This is a genomic window from Streptomyces sp. NBC_00207 (assembly GCF_045160965.1).
Lineage (GTDB): Bacteria > Actinomycetota > Actinomycetes > Streptomycetales > Streptomycetaceae > Streptomyces.
The window spans coordinates 5,775,793-5,790,617 of the sequence record NZ_CP130715.1 but is presented as its reverse complement, the minus strand read 5'-3'; the positions used below and the strand labels follow the sequence as shown (position 1 = coordinate 5,790,617).

Annotated in this window: 13 protein-coding genes; 3 read left to right on the top strand and 10 right to left on the bottom strand. The window is 71.0% G+C overall.

The window, feature by feature from the left end:
- Window positions 1–69: 69 nt before the first annotated feature.
- Window positions 70–1,011, bottom strand: a complete 942-nt coding sequence (locus OG472_RS27500; protein ID WP_037805817.1) for a LysR family transcriptional regulator — start codon at window positions 1,009–1,011, stop codon at window positions 70–72.
- Between the two features lie 98 nt (window positions 1,012–1,109).
- On the opposite strand from OG472_RS27500, the gene OG472_RS27495 reads away from it, so the two are divergent.
- Window positions 1,110–2,402, top strand: coding sequence for an MFS transporter (locus OG472_RS27495; protein ID WP_405942172.1), 1,293 nt, complete (start codon window positions 1,110–1,112; stop codon window positions 2,400–2,402).
- 91 nt (window positions 2,403–2,493) lie between these two features.
- Entirely contained in the window at window positions 2,494–3,207 is a 714-nt protein-coding gene (locus OG472_RS27490) for a L,D-transpeptidase family protein (protein ID WP_401607147.1), read from the top strand.
- A 4-nt stretch (window positions 3,208–3,211) separates the two neighbouring features.
- On the opposite strand, the gene OG472_RS27485 is transcribed toward OG472_RS27490, so the two are convergent.
- Window positions 3,212–4,600 carry an MFS transporter gene (locus tag OG472_RS27485; protein WP_405942171.1) on the bottom strand — a complete coding sequence of 463 codons (1,389 nt, stop codon included), beginning with the start codon at window positions 4,598–4,600 and terminating at the stop codon, window positions 3,212–3,214.
- A gap of 169 nt (window positions 4,601–4,769) precedes the next feature.
- Here OG472_RS27485 and OG472_RS27480 point away from each other — a divergent pair, with 169 nt between their 5' ends.
- On the top strand, window positions 4,770–5,747 hold the full coding sequence (locus OG472_RS27480; RefSeq protein WP_401607150.1) for a sigma-70 family RNA polymerase sigma factor: 978 nt from the start codon (window positions 4,770–4,772) through the stop codon (window positions 5,745–5,747).
- Between the two features lie 57 nt (window positions 5,748–5,804).
- Here the strand turns inward: OG472_RS27480 and OG472_RS27475 are convergent, their stop codons facing one another.
- From OG472_RS27475 to OG472_RS27440, 8 genes are all read right to left on the bottom strand, one after another.
- The gene (locus OG472_RS27475; protein ID WP_405943213.1) at window positions 5,805–7,592 is read right to left on the bottom strand and encodes an FG-GAP-like repeat-containing protein; all 1,788 of its coding nucleotides are present in this window, start codon (window positions 7,590–7,592) and stop codon (window positions 5,805–5,807) included.
- A 319-nt stretch (window positions 7,593–7,911) separates the two neighbouring features.
- Window positions 7,912–8,220 (bottom strand): STAS domain-containing protein, encoded by a 309-nt coding sequence (locus tag OG472_RS27470; protein ID WP_401607152.1) that lies wholly within the window; start codon window positions 8,218–8,220, stop codon window positions 7,912–7,914.
- A 52-nt stretch (window positions 8,221–8,272) separates the two neighbouring features.
- Window positions 8,273–8,866, bottom strand: a complete 594-nt coding sequence (locus tag OG472_RS27465) for a Uma2 family endonuclease (protein WP_405942170.1) — start codon at window positions 8,864–8,866, stop codon at window positions 8,273–8,275.
- A 98-nt stretch (window positions 8,867–8,964) separates the two neighbouring features.
- Window positions 8,965–10,242 (bottom strand): thymidine phosphorylase, encoded by a 1,278-nt coding sequence (locus OG472_RS27460; RefSeq protein WP_405942169.1) that lies wholly within the window; start codon window positions 10,240–10,242, stop codon window positions 8,965–8,967.
- Window positions 10,243–10,330: 88 nt separating this feature from the next.
- Window positions 10,331–10,729, bottom strand: a complete 399-nt coding sequence (locus OG472_RS27455) for a cytidine deaminase (RefSeq protein WP_383565368.1) — start codon at window positions 10,727–10,729, stop codon at window positions 10,331–10,333.
- A complete protein-coding gene (locus tag OG472_RS27450) occupies window positions 10,726–11,991 on the bottom strand; it encodes an ABC transporter permease (RefSeq protein ID WP_405942168.1) in 1,266 nt (421 codons plus the stop codon). The genes OG472_RS27455 and OG472_RS27450 overlap by 4 nt, the downstream gene beginning before the upstream one ends.
- Window positions 11,988–13,103: an ABC transporter permease gene (locus OG472_RS27445; protein WP_401607159.1), complete on the bottom strand. Its 1,116-nt coding sequence runs from the start codon at window positions 13,101–13,103 to the stop codon at window positions 11,988–11,990. The genes OG472_RS27450 and OG472_RS27445 overlap by 4 nt, the downstream gene beginning before the upstream one ends.
- On the bottom strand, window positions 13,100–14,758 hold the full coding sequence (locus OG472_RS27440) for an ABC transporter ATP-binding protein (RefSeq protein ID WP_405834941.1): 1,659 nt from the start codon (window positions 14,756–14,758) through the stop codon (window positions 13,100–13,102). Before OG472_RS27440 ends, OG472_RS27445 begins: the two co-directional genes overlap by 4 nt.
- Between the last annotated feature and the right edge of the window lie 67 nt (window positions 14,759–14,825).

The following is a 14,825-nucleotide window of genomic DNA, read 5'->3' as shown; positions in this document are numbered from 1 at the left end:
CCCCCGTAGGCGGCGATTCTGCTCGGTCGGGCCGTGTGGGGGCCAGCGGATTTCGGAGCGCCGCGCGGCTCACGCGGCGGGCGGCTCCAGTTCGGGGATCAGGCGCCCCCTCCTGGAGAGGAGGAAGCGTTTGAACTCTGCCACCGGTGGGGTGTCGGGGTGGCCGTCGAGCCAGGCGAGGCCGATCTCGCGGACGGCGCGGGGGGCGGTGACCGTCAGTTCGACCACCCCGGGGCGGGCCACGGCCGGGGGCGGCAGGAGGGCCACGCCGAGGCCGGCGGCGACCAGGCCGCGCAGGGTTTCGGCCTCCTCGCCCTCGAAGGCGACGCGGGGGGTGAAGCCGGCCTCCGCGCACAGGTCGTCGGTGATGCGGCGCAGGCCGTAGCCGGGTTCGAGGGTCACGAAGGTCTCCTCCGCGGCCTCGGCGAGGCGGATGCGCTTGCGGACGGCGAGGCGGTGGTCCTCGGGGACGACCAGGCGCAGGCGCTGTTCGTCGAGGCGGCGGGCGACGAGGTCGGGGGCGTCGGGGAGGGGCGAGGTGAGGCAGAGGTCGAGTTCGCCGGCCCGGAGCTTCTCCAGCATGGCCTCGCCGTAGTTCTGGACGAGGGAGAAGCGCACGCGCGGGTGGTCGGCCCGGAAGGCGCGGATCAGGCCGGGTACGGTCTCGGAGCCGAGGGTGTGCAGGAAGCCGAAGGCGACCTTGCCGAGGGCCGGGTCGGCGTCCTGCTGGACGGATTCGGCGGCGCGGGCGATGCCGTCCAGGGCCTGTTCGGCGGAGGCCAGGAAGGTGCGGCCCGCCGTGGTGAGGGCGACGTTGCGGCCCTTGCGGGCGAACAGCGTGACGCCCAGGTCCTGTTCGAGGCGAACCATGGCCCGCGACAGGGTGGACTGCGGTACCCCCAGTTCGTGCGCGGCGCGGGTGACGTGCTCGTGCCGGGCGACGGCGGCGAAATAGGCCAGCCGGGGCGCCAGCAGACGTGTCACTGCCATGTCTTCTTCGTAACGGTTCATAGACAGGCGCCGCCCTGAGCTGTGCTGATGCGTGAGTGGATCGATTATCGCGATTCTGTGCATTGGACGCATCAAAAACACCGGCCTACCTTCGATACATGCCTCCCGTTCATACCGGGGCACCCGTCATCCCGGGTGCCTCCACCCCGTCGTTTCCGCAGCCCAACACCCCCGAGCTCCGCGCCCCCGGACGCCCCGGCTACCGCCGGATGAGCCTCGCGCTCTTCGCCGCCGGACTCGCGACCTTCGTCCTCCTCTACTCCACCCAGGCGCTGCTGCCCGCGATCTCCGCCAGCTTCGGGGTGACCGCGGGTCAGGCCAGCTGGACGGTGTCCGCCGCGACCGGCGCGCTCGCCCTGTTCGTCCTGCCGCTCAGCGCGCTGTCCGAGCGGTTCGGCCGCACCCGGATGATGACCTGGTCGATGGCCGTGGCCGTGGGCGTGGGCCTGCTGGTGCCGTTCGCGCCGAGCCTGGAGTGGCTGGTGGCGCTGCGCGCCGTCCAGGGCGCGGCGATCGCCGGGATCCCGGCCTCCGCGATGGCGTACCTTGCGGAGGAGGTCAAGCCGAAGGCCCTGGTGGGAGCGATCGGCCTGTTCGTGGCGGGGAACTCCATCGGCGGCATGAGCGGCCGCCTCGTCACCGGCTGGGCGGCGCAGGTGTGGGGCTGGCGTGCGGGGCTGGGCGCGGTCGCGCTGATGTCGCTGGTCTGCGCGGTGGCGTTCCTGGTGCTGCTGCCCCGGGCGCGGTTCTTCCGCCCGGCGTCGCTGAACCCGCGCGCGGTGGGACGTACGGTCGCCGGTCATCTGCGCGATCCGCTGCTGCTGCGGCTGTACGGGATCGGCGCGCTGTTCATGACGGTCTTCGGCGCGGTCTACACGGTCATCGGCTACCGCCTGGTGGACGAGCCGTTCTCGCTCGGGCAGGGCGTCATCGGGTCGATCTTCCTGATCTACCTGGTGGGGACGGTCTCCTCGGCCGCCGCCGGCAAGCTGGTGGCCCGCACGGGGCGGCGCGGCGCGCTGTACCTGGCCGTGACGACCACGGCGCTGGGGCTGCTGCTGTCGCTGGCCGAGTCCCTGGCGGCGGTCCTGATCGGCCTGGTGCTGATCACGGCGGGCTTCTTCGCCGGACACGCGGTGGCCTCCGCCGCGGTCAGCCGGACGGCGAAGACGGGCCGCGCGCAGGCCTCCGCGCTCTACCAGTCGGCGTACTACCTCGGTTCCAGTGCCGGCGGCACCCTGGGCGCCCTCGCGTACCACTCGGCCGGGTGGGCGGCCACGGTCGGGATCGCGCTGCTGGCGGTACTGGGCGTCGTGTCGATCACTCTGTACGGGTCGCACGCGGCCCGTGCGGAGCGGCGGATGCCGACGTCGGCCATGGCCGCGCGCTGACGAAATCTACGCTCCCGCACGAGGCAACCCCTGCATGTTTTCCGGGCATTCAACACGGTGAACGGAAGCGGTGCGATCAGGGGAGGACCGGATGGGGACGCTGACGACACGCGGGCGCGTGAAGCGGCGGGCGACGGTACTGGGCGGGGTGGTGGCGCTGGCGCTGCCGCTGGTGGTCGCGGGAGGCGGGACGGCGCAGGCGGCCGCCTCCTGCAATCTCACCACCGGGCCGTACCAGCGGCAGGTGGAGCAGTTCCTGGGGCGGCCCGCGGACGGGAGGCAGTCCGCGGCGGACTGCACGGCGATCAGGTCGTTCCAGACGACCCACGGGATCACCCCGGCCCAGGGGTACGCCGGACCGCTGACCTGGCAGACGATGAGCACGATGCTGGCCCAGCGGGCGGCGGGCAGCACCCCGAACAAGGCGGGCACCTGCCCGGTGAACCGCGGGCGGATCGCCTGCGTCGACCTGACGCGGCAGCTCAGCTGGATCCAGGACGGCGCGGCGCTGAAGTACGGTCCCGTCCCGGTCCGCACCGGCAAGGACGGCACGGAGACCCGGACCGGCCTGAAGAAGATCTACTACCGCAGCATCGACCACTGGTCGACGCTCTACAACGTCTCGATGCCGTACGCGCAGTTCTTCGACGGCGGCATCGCCTTCCACTCGACGGCCAAGAGCATGTGGAACCCGCCCGGTTCGGGCGGCTGTGTGAACATGCGGCTCGCCGACGCCAAGGCGTACTGGAACCTCCTGGGGAAGGGCGAGGACGTCTACGTGTACGGCCGCAAGCCCGGCACCTGATTCCTCAGCGTGCGGGCGCGGGCTCCGCCGCGGCGCGCTCGCCCGCCGCCGCCAGCAGCTCGTCCAACCGCCGCAGGTCGTCCAACCGCCGCAGACTGGCCCGCCGTTGCACGAGGGACAGGCCGGCCACCGCGGCCCCGAGGACCAGCCAGCCCGCGGGGCCAGCGGTCATGACGGCGCCGGTGAGCAGCAGCGGGCCTGCGGACTTCTGGACGGACTGGGCCATGCCGGCGACTCCGAGGTACGAGGCCCGCGCCTCCCGGGGTGCGAGGGAGACCGCCAGTTCCCAGGAGCTCACCGAGCGCATCAGCTCCGCCGCGGTGGCCAGCACCGCCGCGGCGAGCAGGGCCGCCGAGGCGAGCAGGATCCCGCCGCCGGCCGCGGCGGCCAGCAGGACGCAGCACACGAGGGTCGTCACCCCGTAGAGGGCGACCGCGCGCGTCGCGGCGCGGGCGCCCTGGAACTTCGCCGTGACGCGCAGCTGCAGGACGACGACGAGCACGGTGTTGACGACCAGGAAGGCCGGGATCAGGGCGTGCGGCGCCGTGGTGTGGCCGACCAGCCACAGCGGCAGGCCGACACCCAGGATCGAGTCGTCCAGGTTCATCGGGATGTCCAGCAGGACGAACCGGAGGTAGCCGCGGTCCCGCCAGGCGCTCGGCCCGGAACCGGCCGCGGGATCCGGGGCCGCACCCTCGGCCGTGCCCGGCGCGGCGCCGCCGGGGGGTGCGGCCACGAGCCCGCGGCCGCGCGGCTCGCGGGTGCGCCACACGAGGGCCGCGGCCACGAGGAACGACAGTGCGTTGGCGAGGATCAGCGCCTGGTAGGCGCCCCGGGTGCCGACGGCGAGGCCGAGGGCGGCGAGGCCGGCGCCGAGCGCGTAGCCGGCGTTGGCCGAACTGCGCGACAGCGCCTGGTAGGTGGCGCGCCGCTCGCCCGCGACCCGGGTGGCGAAGAGCATCTCCAGCGTCTTGGCCGCGCGGTCTCCGAGGTGGGTGACGGCGAAGACGGGCAGCAGCACCGCGAAGTCGGTGACGGTCAGCAGCGCACAGAGGGTCCCGAGGCGGACCAGGTGGCATCCGATCAGCAGGGTGCGGACCGGGAAGCGGTCGGCGAGGTGGCCGGCCAGCGGCGATCCGGCGATGCCCGCCACCCCGGCCGCGCCGAGCAGCAGGCCGATCCGCCCGGCGTCGAGGCCGACGATGAAGGTGAAGTACAGGACGGAGGACGCGGCCCACACGCCCGTGCCCGCGCGGTCCAGCAGCTGGGCGAGCAGCATGATCCGCGCGTCCCGGCCGCCCGGCGGCCGGCGCAGCTGCGCCAGCAGCCCGGCCTCCCCCTGCCGTGCCTTCCGGATCTCCCCGCCGCGCCGCATCCCAGCCCCCGCATCCACCGCCCATGTATCTCGATGTCGAGATACATGCGGAAGCCTGCCCCAGTTCAATCTTGACGTCAAGATACTTGATATCGACAGACCTGGCCGGACGAGCGCTTCCGGCTGCCGTTGTCAGAGGCCTCCGATAGTTTCGGGAGTAGCCGAACGAGCAGGGGGATGAACGGACATGAGCGACCTCGCCACCAGTACGGACCTCGACGCGGCGATGGACCGGTACCGGGTCGAGCTCACCGGCTACTGCTACCGGATGCTCGGCTCCTCCTTCGACGCCGAGGACGCCGTGCAGGACACGTACGTCCGTGCCTGGCGGAGCTACGAGAAGTTCGAGGGCCGCTCCTCGCTGCGGTCGTGGCTGTACCGGATCGCCACCAACGTCTGCCTGGACCTGCTGAACGCGGGGAACAAGCGGGCCCGCCCGATGGACCTGACCGCCCCGCAGCACCAGGCCTCCGCCGTGCTCAACGAGCGGCCCGAGGTGACCTGGCTGGAGCCGGTCCCGGACGGCCGGGTACTGCCGCAGACCGCCGATCCGGCCGAGATGGCGCTGGCGAAGGAGTCCGTACGGCTGGCCTTCGTCGCGGCGCTGCAGCACCTGCCGGCGAAGCAGCGGGCGGTGCTGATCCTGCGCGAGGTGCTGGCCTGGAAGGCCGACGAGGTCGCGCAGCTGCTGGAGACCACGGTGGCCTCGGTGAACAGCGCGCTGCAGCGGGCGCGGGCCACGCTGGCCTCGCAGGGCATCCGCGACAGCGATCCGGCGGACCCGCTGGACCCGGACCAGGCGAAGCTGCTGGAGCGGTACCTGTCCGCCTTCGAGGCGTACGACATCACGCGGCTCACCACGCTGCTGCACGAGGACGCGGTGCTGTCGATGCCGCCGTTCGACCTGTGGCTGCGCGGCCACGAGGACATCGCGGCCTGGCACCTGAACCAGGGCATCGGCTGCAAGGGCTCGCGGCTGGTCCCGACGACGGCGAACGGCATGCCGGCCTTCGGGCAGTACCGGCCGGCCGCCGACGGGAAGGGCCACACCCCGTGGGCGCTCCAGGTCCTGGAGATCTCAGGGGGCAGGATCGTCGGGCTCAACGCCTTCCTGGACACCGCCCGCTGGTTCCCGCTCTTCGGACTCCCGGAGGAGCTGGAGTAGGACCGCGCGTTGCGAAGCCGTGAGCCCCCTGGAGGTGTTCCAGGGGGCTCACGTGCATCAGAAGGTGCAGCCGGATCCCGTGGTGGGGTTGGTGCAGACGTTCCTGCCGGTGCCACCGTTGTTGGTGTTGGTACCGGTGCCGCCGTCGAGGCTGTCGTCGCCCGCGTCGCCGAACAGGGAGTCGTTGCCGGCGTTGCCTCTGAGGGTGTCCCTGCCGGGCCCGCCGAGGAGGGTGTCGTCGCTGTCGCCGCCGCCGATGGTGTCGTTGCCGGCAGCGCCCTCGATCCGGTCGTTCCCCGCGCCGCCGGTCAGGACGTCGTTGCCCGGCCCGCCGCAGATGAGGTCGATGCCGCCGAGGCCGCTGACCGTGTCGTTGCCGGCGAGCGCGAAGATCACGTCGTTGCCCGGGGTGCCCACGAGGTTGTCCGCGCGGTTGGTACCGGTGATCGTGGCAGTGGCGTTGTCACAGGTCAGCGGGTTCACGACCTGGTTGACGGTATTGCTGGTGGAGGGCCCGTACATGGTGTTCCCGCCGTAGACGGCGGTGATCGGGTGGGTGCCGACGGACAGGTCCGTGACGGGCAGCGACGCCGTGCCGGTGCCGTCGAGGGCGTCGATGCCCAGGGTCGTGGCGCCGTCCTTGAAGGTGACCGTGCCCGTCGGGGTGCCCTCGCCACCGCTCACCGTGGCGGTGAAGGTCACCGTCTGCCCGACCGCGGACGGGTTGAGCGACGAGACCAGCGCCGTGGCCGTGGGGGCCCTGACCGCCAGCAGCACCGACACGTTGTTGCCGTTGGCGTTCGCGGTGGCCAGGTCCAGGCGGGTGTCGCCGTTGAAGTCACCGACGGCCATCCCGGTCGGCGCGTCGCCCGCGGGGTGGTTCTCGGCCGGGCCGAACGTGCCGGACCCGATGTTCGGCAGGACCGACACGTTGTCGCTCCCCTGGTTCGTCACGACGAGGTCCGGGTCGCCGACGTTGTCGAGCCGGGCCACCGCCACCGTGAACGGCTGGGCACCCACTGGGTGGTTCACGGCCGGGCCGAACGTGCCGGACCCGTTGTTCATCAGCACCGACACGGTGTTGCCGTTGAGGTTCGCGACGGCCAGGTCGGGACCGTTGCCGCCGTCGAGGTCGCCCACCGCCACCGAGAACGGGTTGTCACCGACGGCGTAATTCACGGCCGGGCCGAAGGTGCCGGACCCGGTGTTCTGAAGCACCGACACGTTGTCGCTCGACGAGTTCGCGACGGCCAGGTCCGGGTTGTTGTCGCCGTTGAAGTCGCCGACCGCCACCCAGAACGGGTTGTCGCCCACCGGGAAAGGGGATCCTACGGCCGGGGTGAACGTGCCGGACCCGTTGTTCAGGAGCACCGACACGTTGTCGCTGCCGGCGTTCGCGACGGCCAGATCGAGGCCGTTGACACCGTCGAAGTTGCCCACCGCCACCGACACCGGCACATCGCCCGCCGAGAAGTCCGTACGCGTCGGGAACGCACCGGTCCCGTCGCCCAGCAGCACCGACACGTCGTCATCGACCGCGTTCGCCACGACGAGGTCGGCTTTGCCGTCGCCGTTGACGTCCGCCACGGCCACCCCGACCGGCAGCTGGCCCACGTTGGTGTTCGTGGCCGCACCGTACGTACCCGAGCCGGTGTTCAGGAGTACCGAGACGTTGTCGCTGCCGGGATTCGCGGTGACGAGGTCGAGACCGCTGACGCCGTCGAAGTCACCCGTCGCCACCGACTGCGGGGAGTTGCCGACGGCGTAGTTCACCGGGGGCGCGAAGTCCTGGGCGTGGGCCGCCGGAGCGCCGAGCAGCGCGGCGAGGAACAGCGCGCCGGTCACCCCCGCCAAGACGCCCCTGCGTCTGCGCCGTGCGGCAGGATCGGCGCCCCGCGCACGGGACCCGGTGGTTCTGGTTGCGCGGCAGACCGGCAGATTGATCACGCGACACCCTCATTCACGGCTGGCCGGCCGGGAACACCGGAGCGTGAGCCACACCGTGCACCCGACACGTGGACATGGCGGCGGCGGGCGTGCGGGGCGGCTGGGCGTGAGCCGCCGCCCCCTCTGGCAGCCCGGCAAGTCAGCACTCTGACACCGCGGTCCGGCCGGGCGGGACGGCGCCACCGGCAGTGCGCCCGGAACCACTCGGAAGGCCGCCCTACTCCTGGACACCGTCCGGCGGTTCCCGCTCCCCAGGCTCGCCGAGCAGCTCGACGAGGCCTACGAGGTGCAGCAGCGCCCGCAGCGCGGGGCCGGCGCCGGTCACGCGCAGCGGCCGGCCCCGGGCTGTGAGGCGCAGCCGCGCCAGCACCTCGACGGCGGCCAGGTCCGGCGCGGTGACGGCCCCGGCGTCGCACTCCACCGCCGTCGCCCCGCCCTCGTACAGCCGGGCCAGCCGGGCGCACAGTCGGGCCGTGTCGTGTCCGGTCGGGCCGGGTCCGGGCAGTACGAGTCGTCTGGTCGTCACATGGGGGGTGACTCCCCCGGCACCCGGAACTCATCGATGCCGGTCGCGCAGGTCATGGCATCGGAAAGTTGGAGGTGTCCAGCTTGAGGTCGAAGGGTGCCGGAAGGTGGAAGGTCTCACCGAACTTGCCGGCCTGAAGGACCCGGTAAACACCGTTGCCGGGCTCGCCGTAGAGGGTGATGGTCGCGCCGCCAGGCGCGTGGCCGTCGACGAGCAGGTAGAGCGGGATCCCTGCCTGGGCATATCCGGCGGCTTTGGCGATGCGGTCGTGCGAAGCGTTCGACTTCGAGGTGATCTCGACGGCCAGCTCCGCAGCAGAGGCTGAGATGAAGTTGCCGTCGTCTTCGAGGACCAGATCTTCCGGGACGACCACCACGTCCGGGATGTACAGGCCACTGCGGGACGGGACGGCCACGTTGAGGGTCTGGAAGATCTCCCAGTTCTCGGGAATCGCCGCCAGCAGGCATCGATGCACCTTGGCCGCGATGAAGTTGTGGTGGTTGGCAGGCGGTGGCGCCACGGTGATGATCCCCTCGATGATCTCCACCTTGCAGCCCTCCGGCGCGTCCGTCTCCTCCCAGAGGCGGACGAGACCGTCCCAGCTGTCGCCACTGACCGGCTCGTGCTGGACGGTGAGTGCGCTCATGGTGTGCTCCTCAAGCTGATGACACCGATCCCAGCATGACGAACGGGACCGGTGGGCGTCCACCGGTCCCGTTCAACCGTACGAGTGAGCGTGCGGAACTACGCGATGCGGTCCAGGATGATCGGCGACGCCTTGAAGGCCGTGCCGGCCGGGGCGATGTCGTAGGTGCCCTCCAGCGAGGACAGGGCGTACTCGAACTTCTCCGGGGTGTCCGTGTGCAGGGTCATCAGCGGCTGGCCGGCGGTGACGGTGTCGCCCGGCTTCGCGTGGAGCTCGACGCCCGCGCCGGCCTGCACCGGGTCCTCCTTGCGGGCGCGGCCGGCGCCGAGGCGCCAGGCGGCGACGCCGACCCCGTACGCGTCGAGGCGGGTCAGGATGCCCGAGGCCGGGGCGGTGACCACGTGCTGCTCGCGGGCCACCGGCAGGGTCGCGTCCGGGTCGCCGCCCTGGGCCGCGATCATCCGGCGCCAGTGGTCCATCGCGGAGCCGTCGGCCAGGGCCTTCGCCGGGTCGGCGTCCTTGATGCCCGCGGCGTCCAGCATCTCCCTGGCCAGTGCGATGGTCAGCTCCACGACGTCCGAGGGGCCGCCGCCGGCCAGGACCTCGACCGACTCGCGGACCTCCAGCGCGTTGCCGGCCGTCAGGCCCAGCGGCGTGGACATGTCGGTGAGGAGCGCGACGGTCTTGACGCCGCTGTCCGTGCCGAGGCCGACCATCGTGTGGGCCAGCTCCTGCGCGTCCGCGAGGTTCTTCATGAAGGCGCCGGTGCCGACCTTCACGTCCAGGACGAGCGAGCCGGTGCCCTCGGCGATCTTCTTGGACATGATCGAGGAGGCGATGAGCGGGATGGCCTCGACGGTGCCGGTGACGTCACGCAGCGCGTAGAGCTTCTTGTCCGCGGGGGCCAGGCCGTCGCCGGCCGCGCAGATGACGGCGCCCGTGGTGTCGAGGACGTGCAGCATCTCCTCGTTGGAGAGCAGCGCGCGCCAGCCGGGGATGGACTCCAGCTTGTCGAGGGTGCCGCCGGTGTGGCCGAGGCCGCGGCCCGAGAGCTGCGGGACGGCTGCGCCGCAGGCGGCGACGAGCGGGGCCAGGGGCAGGGTGATCTTGTCGCCCACGCCGCCGGTGGAGTGCTTGTCGGCGGTGGGGCGGGAGAGGGAGTCGAAGTTCATCCGCTCGCCGGAGGCGATCATCGCCGCGGTCCAGCGGGCGATCTCGGTGCGGTTCATGCCGTTCAGCAGGATGGCCATCGCCAGCGCCGACATCTGCTCGTCGGCGACGACACCGCGCGTGTACGCGTCGATGACCCAGTCGATCTGCTCCGGGCTCAGCTCGCCTCGGTCCCGCTTCGTACGGATGACGGAGATGACGTCCATGTGGTGCTTCCTTCTACGCGCATAGAGAGAGGGGTTTGCGGAAGTACGACGGCCCTCCGCCCCCGGGGGCGAAGGGCCGTCGGCACGGCTATCTCAAGTGGTCGGGCCCGAAGGCCTGGGGCAGCATCTCCGCCAGCGGAAGGATCCCCTTCGGGGTCTCCACCAGCAGTTCCGGCCCGCCGAATTCGAAGAGCAGCTGGCGGCAGCGGCCGCAGGGCACGAGGATCTCTCCCCGGCCGTCGACGCACGTGAAGTGCGTGAGGCGGCCACCGCCGGTGGCCTGGAGGGAGGAGACCAGGCCGCACTCGGCGCACAGGCTGAGTCCGTAGCTCGCGTTCTCCACGTTGCAGCCCACGACGGTCCGGCCGTCGTCGACGAGGGCGGCGACCCCGACCGAGAAGCCCGAGTACGGGGCGTACGCCCGGGACATCGCGTCCCGGGCGGCCGTCCGCAGGGCTTCCCAGTCCACGGCGTGCGCCGGGGTCACTTGCCCTGACCCTTGCGGTACGGCATGCCGTCCGCCTTGGGCATCCGCAGGCGCTGCGCGGACAGGGCGAGCACCAGCAGCGTGGTCACGTACGGCGCCGCGTCCACGAACTGGCTGGGCACCGAGTCGGTCATCGCGTACCAGACGAACAGCAGCGCGGCGAAGACCGCCGAGATGCCGGCCTGCAGGTACTTCTTCTTGTAGAGCTGCCAGGCGCAGACGAGCATCAGCACGATGGCGATCAGCAGCAGCATCGCGTGGACGTTCGTGGCGCCACCGCGCAGCTTGAGGCTGTCGATGAAGCCGAAGAGGCCCGCGCCCAGCGCCATGCCGCCCGGCATCCAGTTACCGAAGATCATCGCGGCGAGGCCGATGTAGCCGCGGCCACCGGTCTGGCCCTCCTGGTAGATCGGGCTGGCGACGATCGACAGGAACGCGCCGCCGAGGCCGGCCAGGCCGCCCGAGACGATCACGGCGATGTACTTGTACTTGTAGACGTTGACGCCGAGCGACTCGGCGGCGATCGGGTTCTCACCGCAGGAGCGCAGCCGCAGACCGAAGGTGGTCCGCCACAGCACCCACCAGGTGGCCGGGATCAGCAGCAGGGCGACGACGGTCAGCAGCGACAGCTCGGTGACCAGGCCGCCGATGACGCCGGCAAGGTCCGAGACGAAGAACCAGTGCTTGGCCTGGAGGTCGGACATCCAGTCGGACAACCCTGGAACGGTGATCTTGTAGATCGGCTCGACCTGCGGCGACTGCTTGGAGGAGCCGCCCGGCGCGTCCGCGAAGGTGAAGTTCGACAGGTACTGGGTGAAGCCCAGCGCCAGGATGTTGACGGCCACACCGGAGACGATGTGGTTGACGTTGAAGGTGATCGTGATGATCGCGTGCAGCAGGCCGCCGACGGCGCCGCCGATGATGCCGGCCATGACGCCGGTCCACGGACCCCACTGGTAGCCGGCCCAGGCACCGAACCAGGTGCCGAGGATCATCATGCCCTCGAGGCCGATGTTGACGACGCCCGCACGCTCGGCCCACAGGCCGCCGAGGCCGGCGAGGCCGATCGGCACGGCGAGCGAGAGGGCGCCGGAGACCTGGCCGACGGAGGTCAGGTCGTTCGCGCCGCTGATCAGGCGGACCAGCGAGACCAGCGCGAGACCGCCCGCGATGATCAGCATGATCCAGGGCAGGGTGAGCTTCTTGCGGCCGCCGGACTTCTTCGGGGCGGCAGCCGTCGCGGAGACAGTGCTGGTGCTCACGCCGCGACCTCCTTGTCGGTCTTGATGGCGTGCCCGGCGGCGAGCTCCTCGCCGACCTTCTGCTGCTGACGCCGGATGCCGTAGCGGCCGACGAGTTCGTACGAGACGACGACCGCGATCACGATCAGGCCCTTCATGATCGTGCCGATCTCCTTCGCGTACCCGGCCTGGTCGAGCGAGGCCGAGGCCTTGTCGATGAAGGCCATCAGGAACGCGGCGAAGAGCATGCCGACCGGGCTGTTGCGGCCGAGCAGCGCGATGGTGATGCCGGTGAAGCCGACACCGACCGGGAAGGCCAGGTTGTAGGTGTGCGTCTCGCCCAGCAGCTGCGGCATGCCGGCGAGACCCGCGACCGCACCGGAGATGAGCATCGAGGTGATGATCATCTTCTTGGCGTCGACGCCGGAGGCCTGCGCGGCGGACTCGCTGGCGCCGGTGGCGCGCAGGTCGAAGCCGAAACGGGTCCGGTTGAGCGCGAACCAGTAGACGATGCCGAGGGCGAAGGCCACGAAGGTGAAGCCGTAGAGCTCCAGCCCCTCGCCGAGGGACACGGCCGGGAACCAGCCCGACTCGGCGATGTCGCCGGTCGTCAGGTCGTTGGAGCCCTCGATCTGGACGCCGAGGTTCTTCGTCAGCATCAGCCAGGCGATCAGGCTGGTCGCGATGGCGTTCAGCATGATCGTGGAGACGACCTCGCTCACCCCGCGCTTGGCCTTGAGGACACCGGCGATACCGGACCAGAAGGCACCGACGCACATCGCCACGAGGATGATCAGCAGCAGGTGCAGGGGGCCCGGCAGGACCACGGCCGCACCGACCACGGCGGAGAGCATCGCCGCGAGGCGGTACTGGCCGTCGACGCCGATGTTGAAGAGGTTCATCCTGAAGCCGATGGCCACGGCCAGGGCCGCCAGGTAGTACGTACCGGCCTGGTTCACGATGAGGACCTGGACGTCCTCGTAGCCGGCGTTCTCCACCATGAGGCGCAGCGGCTCGATCGGGTCGATGCCCGTCGCGGCCAGCACGATCATGGTCAGCAGGAAGGCGCTGACCAGGGCGAGCACGGGCCCGGCGAAGCCGAGGAGCAGCCGGTCCTTGTCGAATTTCTTCATCGGGCCTCGTCCTCCGTCGTGTCACCGTCGGCAGCGGCGGAGTGGTTGTCGGTTGCTTCCAGGTGCCCCGAGGCGGCGCCCGTCATGGCGGTGCCGAGCTCTTCGGGGGTGACGGTCGCGGGGTCGGCGTCCGCGACCAGGCGGCCGCGGTAGATCACGCGCAGGGTGTCGGACAGGCCGATGAGCTCGTCCAGGTCCGCGGAGATGAGCAGGACGGCCAGGCCCTCGCGACGGGCCTCGCGGATCGCGTCCCAGATCTGCGCCTGCGCACCGACGTCCACACCACGGGTGGGGTGGGCGGCGATGAGGAACTTCGGGTTGTGGCTCATCTCGCGGCCGACGATCAGCTTCTGCTGGTTGCCGCCGGAGAGCGAGGCCGCGGTGACCTCGATGCCGGGCGTGCGGACGTCGTACTCGCGCACGATCCGCTCGGTGTCCTTGCGGGCCGCCTTCGGGTCGAGGATGCCGCGCTTGGAGTTCGGCGCCTCGGTGACGTGGCCGAGGATGCGGTTCTCCCACAGCGGGGACTCCAGCAGCAGGCCGTGGCGGTGGCGGTCCTCGGGGATGTACCCGATGCCGCCCTCGCGGCGCTTGCGCACCGGGGTCCTGGTGATGTCCTTGCCGTCCAGCATGATCACGCCCGCGTCGGCGGCGGCCATGCCCATGAGGGCTTCGATCAGCTCGGTCTGGCCGTTGCCCTCGACACCGGCGATGCCGAGGATCTCACCCTTGTGGATCGTGAGGCTGATGTCGTCCAGCAGGAGGCGGCCGGTCTCGACGTTCTCCACGGTCGCGGAGTCCGGGGCGCCCGCGGGGACCAGGACCTCCGGCTCGGCGACGACGGCGTCGCTCGCGGCCAGGGTCAGGTTCTTCACCTGCAGCATCGGGACGTCGGTCACGGTCGACTCGCGGGTCTCCGGCGAGGGCAGCTCCGCACCGACCATCAGCTCGGCGAGCTGCTTGGTGGTGGCGGTCCTCGGGTCGGCGGTGCCGACCGTGGTGCCGCGCCGGATGACGGTGATGTCGTCGGCGACCTTCAGGACCTCGCCCAGCTTGTGCGAGATGAAGATGACGGTCAGGCCCTCGGCCTTGAGCTCGCGCAGGTTGTCGAAGAGGGCGTCCACCTCCTGCGGCACGAGCACTGCGGTCGGCTCGTCGAGGATGAGGATCTTCGCGCCGCGGTAGAGGACCTTGAGGATCTCCACGCGCTGCCGGTCGGCGACACCGAGGTCCTCGACCAGGACGTCGGGACGCACGCCGAGGCCGTACGCGTCCGAGATCTCCTTGATCTTCTTGCGGGCCTTGGCGCCGATGCCGTAGAGCTTCTCGCCGCCGAGAACCACGTTCTCCAGGACGGTGAGGTTGTCGGCGAGCATGAAGTGCTGGTGCACCATGCCGATGCCGAGGGCGATGGCGTCGCCGGGGGTGCTGAAGGAGACCTGCTCCCCGTCGATGGCGATGGTGCCCTCGTCCGGCTTCTGCATGCCGTAGAGGATCTTCATCAGGGTCGACTTGCCGGCGCCGTTCTCGCCGATCAAGGCATGGACCGTGCCCTTGCGGACGGTGATCGCGATGTCCTTGTTGGCGACGACGCCGGGGAAGCGCTTGGTGATGCCGTGCAGTTCTACGGCGGGGGGCGGGCTGGACGCGTTGATGACGCACTCTCCTTGGCGCGGAAGGAGCGGAAGGCAGGGGGGACAGGGCGGGGAGTGAAAGTATCGC

Coding starts and splice junctions, on each gene's coding strand:
- OG472_RS27500 (WP_037805817.1), bottom strand. CDS start 1,011: ATGAACCGTTACGAAGAAGACATGGCAGTGACACGTCTGCTGGCGCCC.
- OG472_RS27495 (WP_405942172.1), top strand. CDS start 1,110: ATGCCTCCCGTTCATACCGGGGCACCCGTCATCCCGGGTGCCTCCACC.
- OG472_RS27490 (WP_401607147.1), top strand. CDS start 2,494: ATGGGGACGCTGACGACACGCGGGCGCGTGAAGCGGCGGGCGACGGTA.
- OG472_RS27480 (WP_401607150.1), top strand. CDS start 4,770: ATGAGCGACCTCGCCACCAGTACGGACCTCGACGCGGCGATGGACCGG.
- OG472_RS27465 (WP_405942170.1), bottom strand. CDS start 8,866: ATGAGCGCACTCACCGTCCAGCACGAGCCGGTCAGTGGCGACAGCTGG.
- OG472_RS27460 (WP_405942169.1), bottom strand. CDS start 10,242: ATGGACGTCATCTCCGTCATCCGTACGAAGCGGGACCGAGGCGAGCTG.
- OG472_RS27445 (WP_401607159.1), bottom strand. CDS start 13,103: ATGAAGAAATTCGACAAGGACCGGCTGCTCCTCGGCTTCGCCGGGCCC.